The organism is Sorangium sp. So ce295 (assembly GCF_051527405.1).
In the GTDB taxonomy this organism is placed as follows: Bacteria; Myxococcota_A; Polyangia; order Polyangiales; family Polyangiaceae; genus Sorangium; species Sorangium cellulosum_B.
This window is the reverse complement of record NZ_CP150324.1, coordinates 9,797,273-9,820,083: the sequence shown is the minus strand read 5'-3', so window position 1 is coordinate 9,820,083 and position 22,811 is coordinate 9,797,273. Positions and strand designations below refer to the sequence as shown.

General features: G+C 72.7%; 16 protein-coding genes. 11 read left to right on the top strand and 5 right to left on the bottom strand.

Annotation, left to right across the window (positions count from 1 at the left end; genetic code table 11):
• Positions 1-10: 10 nt before the first annotated feature.
• From WMF11_RS37315 to WMF11_RS37305, 3 genes are read left to right on the top strand one after another with little or no spacing between them, the layout of a single operon-like run.
• A complete protein-coding gene (locus WMF11_RS37315; RefSeq protein ID WP_437974147.1) occupies positions 11-1,402 on the top strand; it encodes a sigma 54-interacting transcriptional regulator in 1,392 nt (463 codons plus the stop codon).
• A complete protein-coding gene (locus WMF11_RS37310) occupies positions 1,402-4,560 on the top strand; it encodes a CHAT domain-containing protein (protein WP_437974146.1) in 3,159 nt (1,052 codons plus the stop codon). Before WMF11_RS37315 ends, WMF11_RS37310 begins: the two co-directional genes overlap by 1 nt.
• A 40-nt stretch (positions 4,561-4,600) precedes the next feature.
• Complete coding sequence (locus WMF11_RS37305; RefSeq protein WP_437974145.1) at positions 4,601-4,936, top strand: hypothetical protein; 336 nt, start codon at positions 4,601-4,603, stop codon at positions 4,934-4,936.
• Positions 4,937-4,948: 12 nt separating this feature from the next.
• On the opposite strand, the gene WMF11_RS37300 is transcribed toward WMF11_RS37305, so the two are convergent.
• Positions 4,949-8,500: a protein kinase domain-containing protein gene (locus WMF11_RS37300; protein ID WP_437974144.1), complete on the bottom strand. Its 3,552-nt coding sequence runs from the start codon at positions 8,498-8,500 to the stop codon at positions 4,949-4,951.
• A gap of 99 nt (positions 8,501-8,599) precedes the next feature.
• Between WMF11_RS37300 and WMF11_RS37295 the strand changes: the two genes are divergently transcribed.
• Entirely contained in the window at positions 8,600-9,559 is a 960-nt protein-coding gene (locus WMF11_RS37295) for a pseudouridine-5'-phosphate glycosidase (RefSeq protein WP_437974143.1), read from the top strand.
• Positions 9,556-10,446 (top strand): carbohydrate kinase family protein, encoded by an 891-nt coding sequence (locus WMF11_RS37290; protein ID WP_437974142.1) that lies wholly within the window; start codon positions 9,556-9,558, stop codon positions 10,444-10,446. Before WMF11_RS37295 ends, WMF11_RS37290 begins: the two co-directional genes overlap by 4 nt.
• Before the next feature lie 19 nt (positions 10,447-10,465).
• Here WMF11_RS37290 and WMF11_RS37285 read toward each other — a convergent pair whose 3' ends face one another.
• Positions 10,466-11,140 (bottom strand): glutathione S-transferase family protein, encoded by a 675-nt coding sequence (locus WMF11_RS37285; protein ID WP_437903936.1) that lies wholly within the window; start codon positions 11,138-11,140, stop codon positions 10,466-10,468.
• Between the two features lie 71 nt (positions 11,141-11,211).
• On the opposite strand from WMF11_RS37285, the gene WMF11_RS37280 reads away from it, so the two are divergent.
• Positions 11,212-12,054: a DUF6597 domain-containing transcriptional factor gene (locus WMF11_RS37280; RefSeq protein WP_437974141.1), complete on the top strand. Its 843-nt coding sequence runs from the start codon at positions 11,212-11,214 to the stop codon at positions 12,052-12,054.
• A gap of 177 nt (positions 12,055-12,231) precedes the next feature.
• A complete protein-coding gene (locus WMF11_RS37275; RefSeq protein WP_437974140.1) occupies positions 12,232-13,611 on the top strand; it encodes an extracellular catalytic domain type 1 short-chain-length polyhydroxyalkanoate depolymerase in 1,380 nt (459 codons plus the stop codon).
• 160 nt (positions 13,612-13,771) lie between these two features.
• On the opposite strand, the gene WMF11_RS37270 is transcribed toward WMF11_RS37275, so the two are convergent.
• Positions 13,772-15,241: a protein kinase domain-containing protein gene (locus WMF11_RS37270; RefSeq protein WP_437974139.1), complete on the bottom strand. Its 1,470-nt coding sequence runs from the start codon at positions 15,239-15,241 to the stop codon at positions 13,772-13,774.
• Positions 15,242-15,990: 749 nt separating this feature from the next.
• On the opposite strand from WMF11_RS37270, the gene WMF11_RS37265 reads away from it, so the two are divergent.
• The 4 genes from WMF11_RS37265 to WMF11_RS37250 all read left to right on the top strand — a co-directional run bounded on the left by WMF11_RS37265 (position 15,991) and on the right by WMF11_RS37250 (position 20,526).
• Entirely contained in the window at positions 15,991-16,785 is a 795-nt protein-coding gene (locus WMF11_RS37265; protein ID WP_437974138.1) for a hypothetical protein, read from the top strand.
• A 228-nt stretch (positions 16,786-17,013) separates the two neighbouring features.
• A complete protein-coding gene (locus tag WMF11_RS37260; RefSeq protein WP_437974137.1) occupies positions 17,014-17,949 on the top strand; it encodes a hypothetical protein in 936 nt (311 codons plus the stop codon).
• Positions 17,950-18,016: 67 nt separating this feature from the next.
• Positions 18,017-19,681: an MYXO-CTERM sorting domain-containing protein gene (locus WMF11_RS37255; protein ID WP_437974136.1), complete on the top strand. Its 1,665-nt coding sequence runs from the start codon at positions 18,017-18,019 to the stop codon at positions 19,679-19,681.
• A 131-nt stretch (positions 19,682-19,812) separates the two neighbouring features.
• On the top strand, positions 19,813-20,526 hold the full coding sequence (locus WMF11_RS37250; protein ID WP_437974135.1) for a hypothetical protein: 714 nt from the start codon (positions 19,813-19,815) through the stop codon (positions 20,524-20,526).
• Positions 20,527-20,625: 99 nt separating this feature from the next.
• Here the strand turns inward: WMF11_RS37250 and WMF11_RS37245 are convergent, their stop codons facing one another.
• Entirely contained in the window at positions 20,626-21,357 is a 732-nt protein-coding gene (locus WMF11_RS37245) for an RNA polymerase sigma factor (protein WP_437974134.1), read from the bottom strand.
• A 243-nt stretch (positions 21,358-21,600) separates the two neighbouring features.
• Positions 21,601-22,605, bottom strand: a complete 1,005-nt coding sequence (locus tag WMF11_RS37240; RefSeq protein WP_437974133.1) for a sigma-70 family RNA polymerase sigma factor — start codon at positions 22,603-22,605, stop codon at positions 21,601-21,603.
• Between the last annotated feature and the right edge of the window lie 206 nt (positions 22,606-22,811).

Below are 22,811 nucleotides of genomic sequence, written 5' to 3'. Positions count from 1 at the left end.
TGTCCGGTGCATGAAGCCAGCCAGGGACGAGCCCGAGCCCTGCACGCTCACGAGCGTGGATCGCGATCGCTCGCTCCGCATGCCCTCCCTCCGTGTCCGCGTCACCTCGCCGCAAGGTCACGTGACGGAGACGCTCCTCGATATCAGCCCTGTCATCGTCGGGACCGGCCAGGACTGCACCTTGGTCGTCCCCGACGCCCGGGTCTCGCGCAGGCACTGCGAGCTGCGCCTCACGCCCGAGGGGGTCTCCCTCCGCGATCTGGGCAGCAAGAACGGCACGCTGCTCGGCCAGACGGCCATCCTGGAGGCGCGCCTCGCCCCCCGGGTGGCCGTGCTCATCGGCGACTCGGAGCTCGTCGTCCACCCGGCCGGCGAGCCCAGGCTCGTGCCGTTGTCGCCGACTGGCATGTTCGGCGGCGCCATCGGCCGGAGCTTCGCCATGCGCGCGCTCTTCGCCAAGCTGGAGCGCGCCGCCGCCACCGATCAGACCCTCCTCCTGCTCGGCGAGTCAGGGACCGGCAAGGAGGTGCTGGCCAGGGCCATCCACGAGCACAGCCCGCGCAGGAACGGGCCCTTCGTCGTCTTCGATTGCGGCGCGACGACGGCCAACCTGGTGGAGTCCGAGCTGTTCGGCCACACCCGCGGCGCCTTCACCGGCGCCCAGGCCGCGCACGCCGGCCTGCTCGAGGAGGCGAGCGGCGGCACGCTGTTCATCGACGAGATCGGCGAGCTGCCGCTCGAGCTCCAGCCCAAGCTGCTGCGGGCGCTGGAGGCGCGCCAGGTCCGGCGGCTCGGCGCCAGCGATTTCCGGCCGTTCGACGCGCGCATCGTCGCCGCCACGCACAGGAACCTGCGCGCCCGGGCGGCGGAGGGGCAGTTCCGCGAGGACCTCTATTACCGGCTCGCCGTGGTCGAGGTCCAGGTCCCGGCGCTGCGCGAGCGCAAGGACGACCTCCCCGCCCTGGTGGAGCGCTTCCTCGCCGCGCACAACCCACCTCGCTCCCTCGCCGATCTGCCGCCGAACGCCCTGTCGCTGCTCGCCGCCCACGACTGGCCGGGCAACGTGCGGGAGCTGCGCAACGTGGTGGCGCGCCTGCTCCTGTTCCCGGAGACGGTCGACGAGCTGCTCCGGCCTCTCAAGGAGGGCGCCGCGGCGGCGCCCCCACCTGTCCCCGCGCCCGGGCCCGCGGCCGCGGCGGCGCGCCTGGACCCGCTGCTCGAGATGCCGCTGCTCGAGGCCCGCGAGATGGTGATGGAGCAGTTCGAGCGGAGCTACCTGACCGCCTGGCTGGGCCGCCACAAGGGCAACATCTCGCGCGCGGCCGGCGCCATGGGCGTGTCGAGGCAGCTCGTGCACAAGCTCCTCGACAAGCACGGAATACGGCCGAAAGGGGAGCCCTGATGCCGGCCTCGCGGGCCGCCGCCCGCCGCGCGCCGTGGCTCGCGGCGGGCGTGGCGCTGCTGCTCGCGCTGCCGCCCGGCATGGCGGCCGCCCAGGGCCCGGCGGGGCTCAACGCCACGTTGAACGAGGCGGATGTCGCGCACCTCAGGGCGGAGAGGCTCTTCGAGGAGGAGCGCCTGGCCGAGGCCGTCGGTCTTGCCGAGCGCGACGTCGCCCTGCACGAGAAGGTCGTCGCCTTCTACAAGGGCCGGCTGCCGAAGCAGCACACCCCGGCCACGCCGTCGCCCGAGCTGTTCCTCGGCGCGGCGCTCGATCAGCTCGGGTGGGTCCTGATCGAGCTGGGCCAGCACCGGCGCGCCGAGGAGGTCTTCGCGCGCGCCCACGCCATCTACCGGCGCATCCTCGTCGCCGGCGACGAGGAGCTCGCGGGCCTCTCGATCGCCGGGCGCGCGCGCCTGGCGGCCCTCCGCGGCGACAGCGCCGCCGCCGAGGGGCTGCGGCGCGAGATCGTCGGGTTCGACGCGCTGCTGGGCAGCCCGTTCCCCTGCCTCGCCTACAGCGAGGTCGGCCGCCTGTTCGCGATGAGGGCAGACCACGACGTGGCCGAGGCCATGCTCAGGCTCGCCGCGGAGAGCTATGGGAGCGAGCCCACGGTGCAGGCCGAGCTGCTCCGCAACCTGGCCGATCTGGCCCTGGAGAGGGGCGAGCCCGAGGTCGCCGAGCCGCTGCTCGTCAAGGCGCTCGAGGCCGCCAGCGCCAGCGCGCGCGCCGCGGGCACGCCGAGCCCGCGCCTCGCCCGCGTCCTCGACAGCCTGGGCCGCCTCCACCTGGCGATCGGCAGGCCCGACCGCGCCGTGCAGGCGTTCACGCGGGCGCTTGCGCTCCAGGAGGAGGCGCTCGGCCCCGGGCACCTGGCGGCCGCCGAGTCGCTCGACGGCCTCGCGCTCGGACACATGCAGCGCGGCGAGCCGGCGCGGGCCGCGCCGCTGCTCGATCGCGCGCTCGCCATCCGCGAAGAGGTGCTCGGGCCGGGGCACCCGGCCACCGCCGCGCTGCGCCTGCACCTCGGCGACCTGCGGCGCGCGACCGGCGACGACGGCGCCGCCGCCGCGCTCTACCAGCGGGCACAGGCCGATCTCGAGGAGGCGTCGGGGCCGGATCACCCCGCCGTGGCCGAGGCGCTGCTGCGGCGCGCCGCCCTGGCCCGCGGCGGCGGTCGGCCCGATCCGGGGCTCTCGGAGGCGCTCTCGCAGCGGGCCCTCGCGATCGTCGAGAAGGTCTTCGGCCCCCTGCACCCCAGGGTGGCCGACGCGCTCGACGCGCTCGCCGAGGGCCACCTGCGCGCAGGGAGCACCCCGAGCGCGGCGCAGGCCCTCGCGCGGAGCACGGAGATCCGCGACCGCCGCGCGGCGGCGCTGCTCGCGGACAGCTCCGAGGAGCAGAAGCTCGCCGCCGTGGAGGTGCTGCGCGGGCAGACCGACCTCGTCCTGGCGCTGCCCGCGGCGGCCTCGCCGCAGGGCGGCGCGGCGGTGGACCTGGCGCTCACCACGATCCTGCGGCGCAAGGGCCGCGCCCTCGACGCGCTGGCGGCGGGCCGCGCCGCCCTGCGCGATCGGCGGAGGCCGGAGGACGCGCGGCTGCTCCGCGAGCTCGTGGCGATCCAGGGCGCGATCGTCGACGCCATCGTGCGCGGCCCGGGCGCCGTGCCGGCCGCGGAGCACGACGCCGCGCTCGCCGAGCTGGAGCGCCAGAAGGCCCGGCTCGAGGCGGAGCTGGGCAAGCGCGGCGCGACCCTCCTGCGCGACGACCGGCTGGTGACGCTCGCCGAGGTGAAGGCGGCGATCCCGGAGGACGCGGCGCTCGTCGAGATGATCGTGCGCCGCCCCGTGGGCGAGGCCGCGGAGGCCCCGCGCCTCGCGGCGTACGTGCTGCGCCGGCGCGGCGCCGCTCGCTACGTGGACCTCGGCGAGGCGCGCGCCGCCGCTGGCCTGGTGGACGAGCTGCGGCAGGCGCTGGCGAGCCCGCGCCGCGATCCGGCGCCGGCCGCCCGGGCCCTCGACGAGCGCGTGCTGCGGCCGCTCCGGCCGCTCCTTGGCGACGCGCGCCGGATCCTGATCAGCCCGGACGGCGAGCTCAACCTGGTCCCGTTCGGCGCCTTGCTCGACGAGGGCGGGCGCGCGCTGATCGAGCGCTTCACCTTCACCTACCTGTCGAGCGGGCGCGATCTCGTGCGCTTCCTCCACGATGAGACGCCGCCCGAGCCCGGGCCGGCCGCCGTGCTGATCGGCGCGCCGGACTTCGGCGATCCCGACCGGCAGCGCTCGCGCTACCGCCCGGGGGCAGGCCCCGATTCGGTCGAGCTCGGCGACATCCGCTTCCGCCCGCTGCCCGGCACGGCCGAGGAGATCGCGGCGATCGGCGCGGTGATCCCGGGAGCGAAGGCGCTCACCGGCGCCGCGGCGACCGAGGAAGCCGTGCAGGCCGTGGCGCACCCGCGCATCCTCCACATCGCCACGCACGGCTTCTTCCTGCCGCCCGTCGTCGCGTCGGCCGGGCGGGCCCTCGAGAGCCCGCTGCTGCGCGGCGGCCTGGCGCTGGCGACGGCCAACCAGCCCGTCACGGGGCGAGAGGACGGGATCTTGACCGCGCACGAGCTCGCCGGCCTGGATCTCTATGGGACGCGGCTCGTGGTGCTCTCGGCCTGCGAGACCGGGGTCGGCGCGGCCCGCAGCGGCGATGGAGTGTACGGCCTCCGGCGCGCGGTGCTGATGGCGGGAGCGCAGACCCTGGTGATGAGCCTGTGGAAGATCAGCGATCAGGAGACGCGCGATCTGATGGTGCAGTACCACCGCCGGCTCCAAGGCGGCGGCGGGCGCAGTGAGGCGCTGCGCGAGGCCGCGCTCGCGGTGCGCGCCGCGCCCGGCAACCAGCACCCCTTCTACTGGGCCGGCTTCATCAGCGCCGGAGACTGGTCGAGCCTCGATGGCAAGGACGTCCCGCAGCGGCCGGCGCCGCCCCTGCCAGTCGCGCCCGGCCCGCGCGGCTGCGGCTGCGCCGTCGGCCCGGGATCGGGCGGAAGCGCCGCAGCCCTGGCGCTCGCGGCGCTCCTGCTGGGGTGCGTTCGCCGGCGCAGCCGGCCCGAGGACAGGCGCGCTTGATCTCTTGCACATGAGGACAGAAAAGAAGGAAAACGGTGCGATGCGCAGCAACGTGAGTCGCTCAATTGTAATTTTGCTCACTGTCCTCCTCGCCGCGTGCGGGTCCACCCCGCCGCCCGACGCGCCGAAGTCGCCTGAGGGGGCTGCGGTGCCCGATGTCTCGGCCGCGCCCGACGGGGCGGCGGCGCCCGATGGCTCGGCGCCTGATCGCTCGGCCGCGCCCGCGGCGGGCGGCGTCGCCGAGGAGTGCGTGTGGCCGGCGGGCACCCCCGCCGAGCCGCCGCCGGCTTGCCCGCCCGGCTGCTTCTGGAGCGAGAAGGACAAGGCGTGCAAGCCGGATCGCGGGGTCATCGTGCCCCAGCGCCCGCCGCGCTGACCCGCTGCCCTCTCAGCCCGAGGCGGCAGGCGTCGGACGCTGCTCCAGCCACGCCCGCGCCTCTTCCATCAGCTTCAGCGTGAGCTCGCGCAGCGTCACGTCCGCGGCCTGCGCCTCGGCGAGCGCCCGCGCCACCTCCTCGGGCGGCGCGGCGCCGCGCCGGGCCAGGTGCAGCGCCTCCCAGAGATCGGCGCAGAGCACGCGGTCGCGCTCGCGGTGCTGCTCGGCCACGCGGCGCGCGGCCCGCGCGTCCGCCAGCGCCTCGGCGCTGCGGCCCATGCCGGCGAGCAGCTCGGCGCGCCGGAGCAAGGTCAGCGAGAGCATCGCGTCGCCGCGCTTCTCCTGCAGCCCGACCGCCTCGTCGGCGCAGCGCAGCGCCGCGCCCGCGTCGCCGCAGCGCCGCAGCGCCTCCGCCCTCAGTGACAGCGCCACGCCGCGCAGCGCCGGATCGCCGGCCTCGGTCGCCAGCGCCGCGGAGCGCCCCGCCACCTCCGCCGCCTCGGCCGCGCGGCCGGCGCGCAGCAGGAAGGCCGCCAGGTTCTGCAGGAGCAGCCGGCGCTGCGCCCGCATGCCGTAGCGCTCGGCCCGCGCCGCGAGCCCGTAGAGCCGCTCGATGGCCGCCGCGAGCTGCCCCAGCTCGGCCTCGACCACCGCGAGATCGCCGTCGATCTCGATCTGCCGCCACACCGAGGCGCTGGCCGCCGAGAGCTCGAGCGCGCGCTTCAGATCGGCGTCCGCCAGCTCGAGGTCGCAGCGATCCGCCTCGTAGTCGAGCTCGAACCGCAGCACGCGCGCCGGCAGCTCCAGGCCGGGGCCGCAGCGCACCGCCAGCTCGACCGCCTCCCCGGCGAGCGCCATGGCGCGAGGCCCGCGCGTCACCCCGGCGAGGGCCATCCGCGCCTCGCAGCGCAGCCGCTCGTCGCCGAGCGCGTCGGCGTCGGCCAGGAGCGAGCCGTCGCCGGCGCACGCCTCGTGCAGCCCGCGGGCCACCTCCAGCCGGTAGATGCGCCGCCGCAGGCCCGCGGCGCTCGCCGGAGCGAGGGCGCTCGCGCTCGCCCCCGGCCGCTCCAGCCGCTGCCTCGCGTCCTCGAAGGCGCGCCCTCGCAAGAGGACGCGCACGATGTCGAGCTCGATCGCGGCGCGCTCGCCGGGATCGCCGGCCAGCGCCGCCAGCCGATCGCCGAGCCCGGCGGCTTCCTCGAAGAGCCCGGCCGCGAAGGCCGCATCCATGGCCCGCCGCAGCCAGGCCCGCGCCGGCTCGACGGCGCCGAGCTTCTCGTAGCCGGCGGCCAGGAACGCCGCGTCCGCGGCGGCGCCCGGCCCCGCGGCGATGGCGTCGAGCAGCGCCCGGTGCAGGCGCGGGAACCAGGGGCGCTTGCGCGCCACGCCGAGCACCGCCTGCCGCACCATCTCCTGCCCGAAGCCGATCTCCGGCGGCTCCCCCGACACGGTGAGCATTCCCGCCTCGACCCAGGCGTGCACGGCGCTCTCGAGCAGCTCGTCGCTGGCCACCACGCGGTAGAGGACCTCGAAGCCGAGGCCGCCGCCGTACAGGGCGATCGCGGCCAGGGCGCGCAGCCCCGCGCGCTCGGCGTCGCTGCCCGGCTCGAAGTAGCTCGCGAGGCGGTCCTCGACCAGCTCCGCGACGCCGGGCACCTGCTCGTGGAGCGCCCGCCCGGAGGCCGCCTGCAGCACGCCGTCCTGCCACGTGATGGCGCCCGTCTCGCGCCAGGCCAGGAGCGCGTGCACCGCGAAGAAGGGCACGCCGCCGGAGCCCCGCGCCACCGTCTGCGCGAGCTCCGGGGAGAGCGGCGCGATGGCGTGCGCCAGCCGCTCGGAGTCGGCCTCGTCCAGCCGCTCCAGCGCGAGGTGCTTGATCCCGGGCCGTATCCTGGAGCGCACGGCCCCGAGCAAGGCCCGCAGCTTCGGGGACGGGCTCGGCTCGTTGCGGGCCGCCGTGAGCACGAGCAGCCGCGCGGGATCGCCGCCCGCGGCCTGCTCGGCGAGCAGCGAGAGCAGGCGCAGCGTCGTCGGGTCGGCCCACTGGAGGTCGTCGAGCGCGAGCAGCAGCGGCTCGGCGGCGGCGCGGAGCAGCGCCGCCTCGACCCCCTCGAGCGCGCTGTCCGCGTCGCCGGCGCTGGGCAGCGCGGCCGGCGCGAGCGCGCGATCCACGGCGTCGGAGAGCTGGGCGAGGGCCGCGCGGCCGCCGGGCGGCAGCGTGTCGATGGCGCGGCGCAGCGGCCGCAGCGGGCTCCGCCGCTCGGGCGAGCAGCTCCCGCGCAGCACGCGCTCGGCCGGCAGCCCGGCCGCCTCGATCCCGGCCTGGAGCACGCGCGTGCGGCCGATACCGAGCGGGCCGGTGATCACCACGAAGCGCGCCCCGCCGGCGATCCGATCCGCGGCGCCCGCCAGCGCCGCCAGCGCCGCTTGCCGGGCGATGAGCGGCGGGTGCACCTTGATCTCGGGGGTCTCGGCGCGGGAGACGGTGCGCGCCGGAGGGGCGTTTGCCCGGGAGACCGTCGGCGCTGCGCCTGTGGCGGAGCCGGAGGTTGCGTCGAGCGAGCGATCGGCGAGCGGCGGCGCGGCCAGCGCGCTCGCCATCTCGGGAAGCGCCGCCGCAGGCTCCCCCGAGGGCTGACCGCGCGGCGCGGGCGGCGCCGCCGGCGCTGGGCCGCCGCCGCCCCGCAGCGTGCGGGCGGCGCGCTCGGCGGCCTGCCCCTCGTGCGGCGCGAACGGCGCCAGCGCGGCGGCGAGCGCGGCCACGTCGGCGGGGCGCTCCGCCGGGTCCTGCCGGAGGCAATGCAGCACGGCGGCCTCCAGCGCCGGCGGGGTGCCGGGGCGGGCCGCGGCGAGCGGCGCCGGACCGCGCTGGATGGCCGCGCAGACGTCGAGCAGCGACTCCCCGGGGAAGGGCGGCGCCCCGCTGAGCAGCCGGTAGAGCACGGCGCCCAGCGCCCAGATGTCCGAGCGGGCGTCGGCGGCGCGCGCCGAGCGCATCTGCTCGGGGGCCATGTAGAGGGCGGTGCCCAGCACCGCGAACGTGCTCGTGAGCTGCTCCCCGGCGTCCGCGAGCGTGTGCTTCGCGATCCCGAAATCGATCACCTTCACGCGCTGCGAGCCGTCGGCCCGCCGCGCCAGGAACAGGTTCCCGGGCTTCAGGTCGCGGTGCACGATCCCGCGCGCGTGCGCCTCCGCCAGCCCCTCGCAGGCCTGCAGCACGTACCCCACGGCGACCTCGATCGGAGGCGGCCCCTGCGCCCGCAGCAGCGCGCCGAGATCGCAGCCCTCGAGCAGCTCGAAGACCAGGAATGGATCCCCGGCGTCGAGGAAGCCGAGATCGAAGATGCGGGCGACATGCTCGCCGCGCAGCGCCGCCGCCGCCCGTCCTTCGCGCAGGAAGCGCTCCCGCGCCGCGGCGTCGACCACCGCGTCCCGGCGCAGCAGCTTGAGCGCGACCTGGTTGCCGAGGTGCAGGTGGCGGGCGGCCACCACCACGCCCATCCCGCCCTGGCCGAGCAGGCGCTCGACGCGGTATCTGCCGGCGACGACGTCTCCGAGGCTCACCGGGGCGCTCATGGGCTTCGCGGCGCCCGAGTATAGCGGTGTTCGCTGCGCCGCGGACGCGATATACGCGCCAGACCCTCTCAACCGAAGGATCCCCGCGTGTCGGTCAAGGACCACCTCTCCATCTCGCCCGAGGTCAAGAAAGCGCTGGCTGGCGGCCGGCCGGTGGTCGCGCTGGAGTCGACCATCATCACGCACGGCATGCCGTATCCGCAGAACCTCGAGATGGTGCAGCGCGTGGAGGCGGTAGTCCGCCGGAACGGCGCCGTGCCGGCGACGATCGCCATCATGGACGGCAAGCTCAGGGTGGGGGTGAAGGGGGAAGAGCTCGAGCGGCTGGCCAGGGGGGGCGGCAAGGTGGCCAAGGCCTCGCGGCGCGACGTGGCGGCGCTCCTGGTCCTTGGCGGGCTGGCCGGAACGACCGTGGCGACCACGATGATGGCGGCGGCCTGGGCCGGTATCCAGGTGTTCGCCACGGGAGGCATCGGCGGCGTGCATCGCGGGGCGGAGACGACCTTCGACATCTCCGCCGACCTCGAGGAGCTGAGTCGGACGCAGGTGGCGGTGGTCTGCGCGGGGGCCAAATCGATCCTCGATATCCCCAAGACGCTGGAGACGCTGGAGACCCATGGCGTGCCGGTCCTCGGCTACAAGACAGAGGATTTCCCGGCCTTCTGGGCGCGGCAGAGCGGGCAGAAGGTGGACCACAGGATCGACAGCGCCAAGGAAGCGGCCAGGGTCATCGCTCTGCAGTTCGAGCTCGGCATGGGCGGGGTCCTGGTCGCCAACCCGATCCCCGAGAGCCATGCAATGGACGCCACGGCGATCGAGGCGCGGATCGAGGAGGCGATCCGGTGCGCCGAGGCAGAGGGGGTGAGCCGGAAGGACCTGACGCCGTTCCTCTTGAAGCGCATCTTCGAGCTCACCGAGGGCAAGAGCCTCATCGCGAACATCGCGCTGGTCGAGAACAACGCGGCGGTGGCGGCGGAGATCGCTGTGGCGATGAGCGAGCTCGGGGCCAAGCGCAAGTCGAAGCCGAGGTCGAAGGCCAAGGCATGAGCGCGGCCGGCCGCGTGCTCGTCGTGGGCGACGTGATGACGGACGTGATCGTCCGCCCCGAGGGGCCGCTGGTGCGCGGCTCGGACCGGCGCGCCAAGATCGAGAGCCGCCCCGGAGGCTCGGGGGCCAACCAGGCGGTGTGGCTCGGCTCGATGGGAGCGAAGGTGTCGTTCGTCGCCCGGGTCGGAGCCAGGGACAAGCAGCATTTTGAAGCCTATTTCAAGGGCTTCCATGTCGACCCGATCCTCGCGGCCGACCCGCAGTGTCCGTCGGGCGTGCTGGTCATCCTCGTCGACGCCGACGGGGAGCGGAGCTTCCTTACCGACCGTGGGGCGAACCTCGCGCTCGAGCCTTCGGACATGCCGGCGGGGCTCCTGGACGAGACGCGGCTGGTGCTCCTCTCGGGTTACTCGCTCTTTGCCGAAGGGCCTCGGGGGGCCGTGCTGCGGCTCGCCGAAGAGGCGCGGCGCCGCGGCGTCCCGATCGCCCTCGACGCCGCGTCCGTGGGCTTTCTGCGGGAGGTGGGGGTCGGGAGCTTCCTTGAGTGGACACGAGGGATGTCGACGCTGCTCGCCAACGCCGACGAGGCAGAGGCGCTCTCGGGCACGGGTGACCTCACAGCGCAGATGATCGCGCTGGGCGCCTATTTCGAGCGGGTGATCATCAAGCGTGGCGCGCGGGGCGCGGCGGTGGGCGGACGGCAGGGCGTGCGCCTCGACGAGCCGGCGCCTCGGGTCGAGGTGGTGGACACGACCGGGGCCGGCGATGCGTTCGCGGCCGGGTTCATCACCGCGGAGCTCCAGGGCGCGCGCGAGGCGGAGTGCCTGCGGCGCGGGATCGAGGCGGGATCGAGGGCGGTGAAGCAGCTGGGTGGGCAGCCGGAGTAGACGGCGTGCCGGGCGGCGATCAGCTCGCCCGCGCCTCCGCTGCGGCCGCGGCCTCGTGCGCCGCGGCGAGCTCTGCGTCCTTCGCCGCGATCCGCTCGAACGCCGGGCGGCTGCACACCCGCGCGACGTAGTCCTTCACCTCCGGCAGCTCGGGCACCAGCTTGAACTTCACCATCCAGTCCAGCGCCTTGCCCCAGAGGACGTCGGCCGCCGAGAATCGATCGCCGAGCAGGTACGGCCCCTTCCGGAGCGCCTCTGCCACCACGCCGAACATCGTATCGAAATCTCCGTACGGAGACATCGACGGCGGCGCCGGATCGCGCTTCATCGCCCGATCGACGACGGCCGGCTCGAAGCTCGACCCGTAGTACGCGATCCACCGGAGGTACGGCCCGCGCAGCGGATCCCTGATGGCCGGGGCCAGGCCGGCCTCCGGGAAGAGATCGGCGAGGTGGATGACGATCGCGACCTGCTCGGTGACGAGCGCGCCGTCGTGCAGGATCGCGGGCACCTTCGCGAGCGGGTTCACGGCGAGGTAAGGGGCCTTGCGCTGCTCCCCGGCCTTCATGTTCAGCACGCGGAGCTCGTGGGGCGCGCCCAGCTCCTCGAGCAGGATGCGCGTGGTCGTCGAGCGCGAGTTCGGTGAATGGAACAAGACGAGGTTGCCCCTCGGGGTCGTGGTCGAATCAGCCATGTTGCTGCCTCCGGGGCGGACGTTACTGCCCGGGCCAGGCCCGGTATTGTAAAAGAGCGCCAAGCGCGATCATGAGCCAGAGCATCACCCCCGAGGACCCCACCCGCGGCATCCTGAACCCGGCCGCCGGCCTCCAGCGCTTCGAGCTGCACCGGCACGCGCCCGCGCCGGACCTGGCCAGGCTCGTCGACTGGCACTGGATCGTCCGCTGGTCGCTCACCGCGCCGTTCGAGCAGGAGCTCTTGCCGCACCCCTGCGTCAACCTGGCCATCGAGGCGCCGGGCTCGGCGGTGCACGGCATCGGGACCCGGCGCGAGGTCGTCCGGATCGAGGGCACGGGGCGCGTCGTCGCGACGAAGTTCAAGCCGGGGGGCTTCTTCCCGTTCGCGCCCCTCCCCATGCGCCGGCTGGTCGACAGCGTCGTCCCCCTCGCCGAGATCTTCGGCGGCGCGGCCGGGCCGCTCGAGCGCGCCGCGCTCGACCAGCCGGACGACGCCGTCGCGATCCGCGCGGTGGAGGAGCTCCTGCGCGCGCGCAAGGGCCCGGAGGACGCCGGGCTCGACGAGGCGATGGCGCTCGCCGTCCGCGCGCAGAAAGACCGCGACATCCACCGCGCCGAGGATCTCGCCCGGATCGCGGGCGTCTCGGTGCGCACGCTGCACCGCGCGTTCGAGCGGTACATCGGCGTCGGGCCCAAGTGGATCATCCGGCGGTCACGCGTGCAGGAGGCCGCGGAGCGCGTGGCCACGGGCGCGTCCGTCGCGTGGGCGGCGCTCGCGCAAGAGCTCGGGTATCATGATCAAGCGCACCTGATCCGGGAATTCAAGGCCCAGGTCGGCTTCACACCGGCCGTCTATGCAGAGCGGTGCGCGGCAGCGAGGTCGAAAGGCGGCCCGCCCGGCGTGAAGGGGTGAGCTCCGGGTTTACGGCCATTCACAGCGCGAGAAGGCGCCATGATGCGCGAGGTCTTGGTTCAATTTTCGCGGACTGGAAGAACCCAAAGCGGCTTGCGCCCAAGTTCCTGTGCCGATAGCATCCGCGCGCCGATCGCGCGCCATCGTCGGCGACGTCAGCTTTAGAGGTAATCGAATATGCGTCGATTTCAGAATCGCGTTTTCGTGGTCGCGTCGTTCTCTCTGGGGCTGTTCGCGGCCATGCCGGTGTACGCGGCGTCGGTGCAGGCGGTGAGCCGGACGACGTGGGGAGCGAACGGCGTCCCGAGCTACGTCAACATGAACATCTACGTGCCCGACAAGCTGGCCGAGAATCCGCCCATCGTGGTGGGCTGCCACTCGTGCAGCACGCCGGTGAGCTCGTTCTTCAACAGCATCTCGGGTGTCAAAGCGGGCGCCGACAAGAACGGCTTCATCATCATCCTTCCGGAGGCCACCGGCCGGAACTGCTGGGACGTGGGCACGACGAAATCGCTGACCCACGACGGCGGCGGCGACACGCAGGCCGTCGCTCAGATGGTGAAGTACACGCTCGAGAAGTACAAAGGCGACCCGAAGCGCGTCTACGTGATGGGCGGCTCGTCCGGAGCGATGATGACGCAAGCCATGCTGGCGGTGTACCCGGACATCTTCCGGGCCGGCGCGGCGAGGGCGGGGGTGGCAGCCGGGTGCTGGGCGGACGGCTTCGACGGGGGCCAGCAATGGAGCAACAACTGCGCGGGGGGCAGGACGAGCAAATCGGCGCAGCAATGGGGAGACCAGGTCCGCGGGATGTTTCCTGGGTACACGGGGCATCGCCCGCGCCTCCAGATCTTCCACGGCACGGCGGACGCGACGATCAACTACAAGAACCAGGCCGAGGCGATCAAGGAATGGACGAACGTCCTCGAGCTGAGCGAGACCCCGACCTCGACCGACATGATCACGTCGGGCGGGACCACCTATGATCGCCAGTTCTGGAAGAACGAGTGTGGCCAGACGGTGTTCGAGGCCTGGTCAGGGAGAAACGGCGCGCACTCCATGCCGTACGAGGCCGACGCCATCCTCGCGTTCTTCGGGCTCGACAAGGCCGGTGGCGCCGATCCTGAGACCGACTGTTCCGAGGCTGCCGGAAGCGGCGGCACGGGTGGCGCGGGCGACGGCTCCGGGGGTGATCAGAACGTCGGCGGCGCCGGGCCTGCTGCGGGGAGCGGCGGCGCCTCGGGGGACGGCGGAAGCACCGGTGAGGGCGTGACCGTCGGCTCTGGCGGGCAGCCGGCTGGCGGCGGCGAGGTCACCACGACGGGCGGCAGCGACCCGAGCAGCACGAGCGGCGCGAGCGGCACGAGCGGCACGAGCGGCGCTGCGGACAGCGCCACCACCGGCGCGGGCTCAGATTCTGAAGATGAATCGGGTGAAACGGGCGGGTGCGCCGTCATCGCCGGCGATGCCAAGCCGAAGGGCTCGTACGCAGCGGTCGTCGCCATGGGCCTTGCGCTGTTGACGCTCCGTCGCCGGCAGCGAAACGCCCGGAGCTGACACGTGTGTTGTCGGTGAGCTGAAGCAACCCCTCGGTTTTTTCGAGAGGATTCACAGGGAGTCGGGGAGACGGGGAGCGAAATCCCATCACTCTCCCCGTCTCCCCGCCTCCCTGTTCAATTTTTCTTCTCCCTAAAAACGCCAACAAGGGGTCTCCGCGCTAGAAGGGCACCTCCGGAATGGGCGCGCGGTCGTGCCCCGGCGCGGTCGTCGGCGGGTTCGGCGGCCTCCTGGAAGGAGCGGGGACACCCGTGTGCGGTGTCCTGGGCGTGGCGCTCGACGGTGGCCGTGCTGCCGTGGCGGACGTCGAGGGCGCCGGTGGCGCCGCGGTCTCGCCGGCGGCGTCCGCAGCAGAGCCCGTCGCCTCTGCAAGGGGCGCCGCGGGCGTCACGCTCTCCAGCGGCTCCGAGGAGCGCTCGACCTCTGCCGACGCGCTGGCGGCGACCTCCTCCGACGCAGGCGCGCCGGCCGAGGCGACCTTCGCGCCCGCCTCGCCCCCGGCGCTCGATCCGCCCCGACGGAGCGCGATGGTGACGCTGGCGCCGACGAGCATCGCCATCGCGATGCCGATCGCCTGCCTCGCGCGCTGAGGCCTTTGAAGTCGGGCCTCCTGCGACGTCGATCCGGCGCTGGTCAGGGTGCCGGGGCTCGCCGAGCGGGGCGCGGCCGCTGGCTCGTCGAGCTTGGCGTCGAGCGCTATCGTCCCGCTGAGCCTCGGTCGAGCGGTGCTGGGCACGCCGGAGCAGGGGCATTGCAGATCCGGAATCGATGGCGACGCCATGCCCGCGACACGGCGGAGCTCGCCCATCATCTCTCCGACCGACTGGAAGCGCTCCGCCCGCTCGCGGGCCAGCGCCCGCGCGAAGAAGGCATCGATCTCCGGCGGCAGGTCGGGCGCGATCAGGGACGCGCTGGGCACCTGACCGACCAGGATGTTGGCGATCACCGCGCCGAGCTGGGCCCCCTGAAAGGGCAGCTCGCCGGTGACGCCATAGAAGAGGATGACCCCGAGCGACCAGAGATCGCTGCGCTGGTCGATGTCCTTTTCGCCCCGGACCTGCTCCGGGCTCATGTAGTGGGGCGAGCCGAGCAGCTCCCCGGTGCGGGTCACCTCTTCCGTCAGCGCTGCGCCGGTGTCCTTGACGATGCCGAAGTCGAGGATCTTGACGACCTCGTCCTGCTCTCCCTCCACGCGCACGAGGAACAGGTTGGCAGGCTTGAGATCGCGGTGGACGAGTCCGGCGTCATGCGCTCGACGGATGGCCTTGCCGGCCTGCACGAGGATCAGGGTGGCGTCCACGAGAGAGAGCCGGCCGACGCGCAAGAGGCGCGTGCCCAGGTCCTCGCCCTGAAGCAGCTCCATCACGAGGTACGGAGTGTCGTCGTCGACGCCAAAGTCCTGAACGTAGACGACGTGTGGGCTCTGAAGGCTCGCGGCAATCCTGGCTTCACGCTCGAAGCGGGCGAGGAACGTCGACGACGCAGCATAGGTCGGATCCATGAACTTGACCGCGACGAGAGAGCCCAAGTTGACGTGTCGTGCCACCCACACCGAGCCCATCCCGCCGTGCGAGAGAGGTCGTTCGAGACGATACTTCCCACCTACGACGGAATCCGGAGCGAACTGCATGGTGATGGCTTCCTCCTGATAGCCGAGGGAGGCGAGGGGAGCGTACAGGATAGGAAAGGCGCCGGCCACGACGAGGCGGGAGATGTCAGATGGATTATGCTTCTGTGCGCCACGTTCCGGGCGTCTCGGGCTCGACACGGCCACGAGATGGCTCCCCGGATCGCCGTGGCAGGTCCGGGTCCGACGCGGGCGTCGAGAGCGCCGCCGGTGCGTGACGTTCCTGACAACGGCGGTGTTCGGCGAGGGGGATGCGCTCGGGACGACGGTGAGCGCGGACGCTGCGCGCGCAACGTCGGCGCGCGTTCGTGAGCGGAGCGCCGGGGCCTTGCTTGCGCAGCGCAGCACGCGGGCCTCCGCGGCGGTCCGCCGGAGCCGGCGCCGGCGTCGGCGTCGGCGTCGCAAGAAACCACGACACCCCGACCTCCGAACCCCCGCGCGGCAGCACGAGACCGCCCGCGAGAGCTATTGCGATCCCCTTGCCTCCGTCTAGAATCCACACTGCAATGAACAAATTATTTCGCAATTCAACTATCATCGCAGCTGGTCTCTCCCTCGCTCTCGGCGCGCTGGCCTGTGGAGAAGACGACAGCCCGGCAGACCAGACTGGAACGGGCGGCGGGGCGACCAGCGGGTCGGGCGGCGGGGCGACCACGGCGGGGTCGGGCGGCGGGGCGACCAGCGGGTCGGGCGGCGGGGCGACCAGCGGGTCGGGCGGCGCGTCGACGTCGGCGTCGGCTTCGAGCGGCGGGGTGACGACGGCGTCCGGCGGCGATCCCAATCCCGATCCCGCGAACGCGCGGACCTTCGACCACCGCCACGCGAGCCTGGACGGTATCCCGGCGAGCTGCACCGAGGCGCTCAAGTCGGGGGACTTCGTCTTCCACTACGCCCACCGCTCGCACGGCTTCCAGATCATCGTCGGCGCCGAGAGCATCGAGGCGAAGACCCCTACCTACGCCTTCGAGACGGAGTATTGCGACGTCCCGCAGCAGGAAGGCGCCTTCCTGATGTGGGACGGGATGATCGACACCGACCTCATCCCGGGCGAGCAGTACTGGGCGACCGAGGACGGGATCGACGACGTGCGCACCATCCTCGGAGGGCACCCGGAGATCCGGTACTCGATGTGGGCGTGGTCCTCGGAGATCTCCGAGCAGACCGAGGAGGACGTGCAGCGGTACCTCGACGTGCTCGACGCGCTCGGGCAGGAGTTCCCGGAGGTGACCTTCATCTACATGACGGGGCCCGGTGACGAGGAGTACAACGGCGTGAACCGCGCGGAGCGCAACCAGCAGATCCGCGATTTCTGCCGGGAGCATGGGAAGATCCTCTATGACTTCGAGGACCTCGACGTCCACGCGGACGGCGAGCGGCACACCATCACGGTGGACGGCGTCCAGATCCCGATGCAGCACCCGCGTTACGACGTGGAGACGTCCGGCAACGCGGAATACGAGCACACCCACACGACCCAGGGCGCCTGCGAGAACAAGGCCATGGCGTTCTGGCGCATGATGGCCGAGCTCGAGGGGTGCGCGCAGTAGCCCCCGAGGTCGGCGGGCGCGCGGGCCGGCGCTCGGCCGCGGCGACGCCGCGAGCCGCTGTCTTTCCTGTCGGTTAAGTCCCGGTTTCCGGCGGAAAACTCCGCCGGATCGCGTCGCTCACGTCTTGCGGGCCGCCTTGCGCCCATGCTACTCGGCTGTCGCACGGGCATGCTCCCCCGCGCGCCTCGCGCGCAGGGGCGCCGCCTGGCAGCCGATCGGAGGCGGGCCATGGAAAGCGCGATACCGCTCGGGAAGAAGCAGATCATCGACGGCCAGCTGCGGGTCTACTACTACGGTTACTGGATCAAGGCCTACGAGGCGCCGGCCGACACGCTGCTCGCGAAGAAGCGCCTCATCGAGGCGCTGACGCGGCGCCTGTTCAACCACGTCGAGCACGGCATCAACGTCCCAGGGAAACGGCTGGACGAGGCGCGGCTCGCCTTCGAGTCGGAGACCGATCCGCAGCGGAAGCGCGTCAAGGGCGCCATGCTCGCGGGCGCGATCTTCAATCGAGCGACGGATATCTTCACCAAGCTCGTCGAGATCCAGGAGCTCGGGGTCACGATCGAGCCCGACAATGCCCTGATGCGCGAGTGCGGAGAGCACCTCCTCGAGGCGCTGACGCTCGGGAAGATGGTGCTCCACCGCAGCGGCGAGGAGGGGCTCGACGAGCTCTGGGGCGAGCCCTTCAAGGCGTTCTCGTTCCCGATCGAGGCGTTCTACAACAGCCGGTATGTCAAGATCGCCCAGAGCATGAGGGCGATCGACGGCATTCGCGACGCGATGATCGCCACCTTCGCGGGCTCGCCGATGTTCGGCGGGCTGGACCGCCTGGCCCGCGAGTTCGCGCACGCGGCCAAGATCAAGTGCGAGACGCTGCGCACCGACGACGACATCTTCGAGGTCTGGACGTCGTTCGTCGTGTCGGCGGAGAAGCTCGCCGGCTTCCAGCCGCTGCTCGGCGCCGACGCCTCGCCTCACGAGCGGGAGCAGGCGGCCCGGGGCGTCGAGCTGATCGTCCGTGGCAAGAACGTGATCTCGTACATCACGCGCGCGCGCGTGCCGATGCCCAAGACCACGGGCGAGCTCCTCGAGCGGTACGAGCGCTATCGCGCCACCTACGGCGCCGCGCCCGCGTCCGGGCCCGCGCGCAGCGTCGCCTGAGCGCCCGGGCCGGCCGGAGCGGTGTTGTAGGCGGGCGCCCGACATTTCGCCTGTCTGCTGTCACGGAATGTTTCCGTTGACGCTGGGGCGCGCGTCTCTGTATCACCAGGTGATGAAATACGCTTTGAGCCTTTCGGGAGCGCTCTTTATCGGCCTCTCGTCGCTCCCCGCGAGCGCGCTGGTCACGCAGCCGAACGGCAGCGTCATGCCGCAGGACTCGATGAACAACGAGGTCCAGCTCTACACCCTGTTCGCCAACCGGGAGGAGGCGCTCGATTACCAGGCCGATGGGAACACCGAGCCGTCCACGTTCTCGCCGCTCTGCGGCTTCACGGCGGAGCTGGTGCTCCGGCAGACAGGCTCTCGCCTCGGGGTCGGCTGGTACAACGTCGACCCCGCTGCCACGGCGCCGCCGGCGATCGACGACATCCACGAGATCGTCCCCGCCGGCTCCTCGGTCGGCACCGTCATCACCGCCGCGGATATCCGGAGCAATCCAGCCTATGCGGGCGGGCAGATCGGCTTCGCCCTCATCGGCGCGCAGACCCACTACTCCGAGCAGCGCTGGAATCAGGTGTGCACGGGCTGCTCCACGCCCGGGCCCTGGGTCACCGCCGTCATCTATGCCTCGACGGTGACGCCGAACGCGTTTTACGTCGCGTTCGAGGATGGCGATGTCGGCCCGAAGCCTGGCGACTTCAACAACGATGGCGACTACAACGATTATGTCTACTTCTTCAGCGGCCTCACCTGCACCGGCGGCGGCGAGCCGTGCGACACCGGGCTGCCCGGCGTGTGCGCGCCAGGGGTGACCCAGTGCGCGGCGGATGGGCTCACCTGCCAGGGGCTCGTGCCGTCGTCGCAGGAGACCTGCGACGGGCTCGACAACGATTGCAACGGCACCGCCGACGAAGGCGACCTCTGCCCGCCGGAGCACGTGTGCGACCGGGGCGTGTGCGTGCAGGCGTGCGGCAGGGGCGAGTTCGTGTGCTCCTCGGACAAGGCATGTAATGCCGCGGGGTTCTGTGTCGAGCCGGCCTGCGCCGAGGTCGCCTGCGACGCGGGCCAGGTGTGCGTCGGCGGGCGGTGCCGCGCGCCTTGTGATGGAGTGGAGTGCCCCTCGCCGACGGTGTGCCGGGTCGGGGTGTGCGTCGACCCGTGCAGCACCGTGACGTGCGAGGAGGGCACGGTCTGCGACGGCGGCGTGTGCAAGCCCGAGTGCCCGTGCACGCCGTGCCCGAGCGGGCTCGCGTGCGAGGAGGCGAGCGGGCTTTGCAGAGAGTCGGCCTGCGTTGGCGTCGAGTGCCCGTCTGGCCAGCGCTGCGACGCGGGCACGTGCGTGGACGCGTGCGCTGGGGCGGTGTGCCCGAGCGGGCAGGCCTGCGCCGGCGGCGCCTGCGTGGAGGACACGAGCACGACAGCGGCCAGCGGGACCGGCGGCTCGACGGGCGCGGGCCTGGACTCCGGCGCGGGCGGCGGCCTCACCGATCCGGTCGGCAGCGGCGCCACGGCTGGCAGCAGCAACGGTGCCGGCGGCGGCTCGGGCGGCGGCGGCTCGGGCGGGGCCGCCGCGGGCGGCTCCGGCGCGGACAGCGGGTGCGGCTGCACCGTGGCCGGCGCGCACGGCTCGCTCGGAGCGCCGCTCGCGGCGATCGCGCTGGCGCTGGCCGGCGCGCTCCGCCGGCGGCGGCGCGGGGGCGCCCCCGCGGAGGGCCAGGCGCCTCGGGGATAGGCGGGGCCATGACAGCGCCGTGGCCGCTCCTCTCCGGCGAGCGGTCATGGCATAGTCCGTTCATGAGACGTGAACTCCTTGGCTCCGTGCTGTGCGGACTGCTCCTCGCCGCCTGCGGCGATGATGAAAACGTGTCCCCGATCGGAGCGGGCGGCGCGGGCGGCAGCACGAGCAGCAGCGCTGGCGGCGGTGCGACCGGCGACGGCGGAGGCGGAAGCGGAGGCGCTGCGCCGGTCGCCTGCGGAGGGAGCGCGGGAGCGACCTGCGGCGAGACGGAGCACTGCGCGACGCCCGACACGACGTGCTCGGCAGAGGCGCAGGGCGAATGCACGTCGAGGCCGAGGGTCGGGGAATGTCCGGACGAATGTCAGGGGGTCTGCGGGTGCGATCAGCGCACCTATTGCAATGAGTGCATGGCACACGCGGCCGGGGTGAACGCGTCGAGGGATACGGTTTGCGCAAGCGCAGATTACGTGATCGCCGATCACGACCGTGTCTACGTGCACCACGCCGACCTGCGAGAAGATCGATGTCTGGCGATCTCGATCGCGGCGTTCGCCGACAGCGATCCGCTCTATGCCGGGGTCGAGCTGGAGGACTTCTGGGGCGTGCTGGACGTGGCGCTCACCGATCAGATGGGCGATTGCACCGGGCCGGGCATGCCGCCCGCCGACGAGCGCACGTATGCCGTGACCGGGGCCACCGGGACGATGTCGTGGGAGGCTGAGCCGAACACAGGCATCCCGTGCATCATCGACATGGATATCACCGTCACGCTCGACGGGGAGCCGGGGACCCTGCGCTTCCAGGAGACCGGCGTGGTCGTCGATAACACGTGCCTGTAGCCAGCTGCTTGCCGGCGACCGGATCCGGTCGCGAGGCTGCGCGAGCTGCCTGCCCGTGATCGGGTCCGGTTTCGCGAGGCTGCTCTTTCTCTCGCTGCTTCACCATGCCCCCGGTCGCGCGTGAGCCCGGGGCTTCGTTGTGCGCTCCTCCTCCGCAGCGAGGCGCCTCGCGAGCGCTTCCTGCGCGCCCCGGAGCGCTCGCGTGCGCCGCTTGTACGCCGTGCTGAGGGGCATCGCTCTCGCCTCGGCGATGTCTCTCATGGGGATCTCGTGGAGGTCGCGCTGGACCAGCACCGAACGCAGCTCGAACGGCAGCTCCCGGAGGAGTGATCTCATCAGGCGCTGCCGCTCCGCTGCGAGCAGGAGCTCGATGGCAGTCGCGCTCCCGCCGCCCTCGCTCAGCTCCATGGGATCCATGATGACCTCGTTCCGCCGAGGAGCCTTCGCGTGGTAACGCGCAGCCAGGTTCACCGCGAGGCCATTCAGCCACCGCGCGATCGGGCCGCGCGAGGGGTCATAGCTGCCGAAGCTCATGACCGCCGCCAGGAAGACGTCCTGGCTCAGGTCGTGCCGATCGCGCTCGGGCACACGGAGCCGCGCGAGCCACCGGCGAACGCGCCGAATCGTCTCTGCTTGAAAGAGGCATTGGAACGCATGAGCCCGAGACGGGCTCGCGGCAGGCTTCTCCTCGTTCTTCCGAGGTCCCGGCTGCGCCGTCGTCCGCTGCGCGGCGCGAGGCGCGCCGGATGCGCTCGAACGAGCCGTCCTGTCGTGTCGCGCCGGAGGAGCGGACTCCTCGGAGAAGACGTGTGTTCTGATGGAATGCGTCATCGCCCCTCGCGAGGGCGGCGCCAGAAGCTCCATGACTCGCCTCCAGGTGAAACGTGAATGCTCCGCGCGAACGCTCGTCGGCGCGAGGACACGATCGCTCCTCTGCCGGCGTCGCTCGGCGCGCGACGCCCTTTCAGGAGGCGCTCAATCCCCTGCGACGAAGGCCGCGAACCACGGTGGTCCAGCGCCGCCTCCGTGACGAAGGCGCACGTCGTGTGCGCAGCGATGCCTATGGCGCGGTCATCACCTGAGCCCGGCCAGCTGCGCCTCGCGTTCACCCGCCAGGCGACCGCGCGGGAATCGCCGCCCGTGCTCCTCCAGCAGGCGTCGCGCCTCGACGAGCGACACGGCATCACCGGCCGCCATGGCCGTCCGTGCGCGGGCGATCAGCTCCTGCTCGCGGGAGCTGGTCCTCGGGCGCTGCGCCGCTGGCCAGCCTGTCGGCATGGCGGGGACGGCAGGGGCCGTCACCGCCCCATCCAGCGCCGGAGGGGCCATCGCCGCCCCGCCCAGCGCGCCGCTCGCGCGCGCCGGCTCGGCGGGGTTACGCGCGGTCTTTTCGGTCGCCGGCCCGGTCGTCCTCCTGGAGAGCAGGGGGGCCATGCAGGGGCGGAGAAGCGCGACGGGCTCCGCCGGGCCCACGGCAAGCACACCGAGCGCCGCCGCGCAGGCGACGGCGAAGCCTCGCGCTATCCAGCGCGCGGGACGACCTCGCCGAAAGGAACACCGCTCCAGGAGCCAGGGCGGGAACAGCGCGGCGCGCAGCCGGCGAGCGCCGCGGCGTCGTTGCCTCGCTTCCCAGCGGGCCGCCGCCTCTTCGAACTCCTCCCAGGCCCGGCGCAGCCGACTTCGTGCCGTTTCCAGCGGGATCTCCTGCTCTCGAGCGACGTCGGCGATCGGCCGCTCCAGGAGCTCGCACGCGATGAACACCTCGCGGCGCAGCTCGCCGATCTCCTCGATGAACTGCCGCACCAGCTCCGCCTCCTGGCGAGCGATGGCGTGATCCTCGGGGCTCTCTCGCTCATCGCAGAGCGCCGCCTCGTCGAGGCCCGTGAGCGCCTCCTCGCGCCTGCGCGACGCTCGCCGGTGATCGCGGGCCGTGTTCAGGACGACGCTGTCGCACCACGCGCTCGGGTTCCTGGCCGATCGGGCCTGCTCCCGCCGCTCCCAGAGCCGCACCATCGCGTCTTGCGCGACGTCGTCGCGGTCCCTCTCGGGCACGCCAACGTAGCTGATGAGCGATCTCACGCGGGCGGGTACAGGGCAGGTCGGCGTTGGTCGGTCCACGGTCCAGCAGACGATCCGAGCCCGGCTCGACGGTCAAAAAATCGAAGAAATCGACCGAGTCCTCGCAAGAGGCGCTGCGAGTGGCTCTACGGTGGGCGGGCCCGAAGCGAGGACCAGCGGCTCGGTGAGATTTCCGCCTCCGCCGCCACACCTCCGCCGGCTGCGGA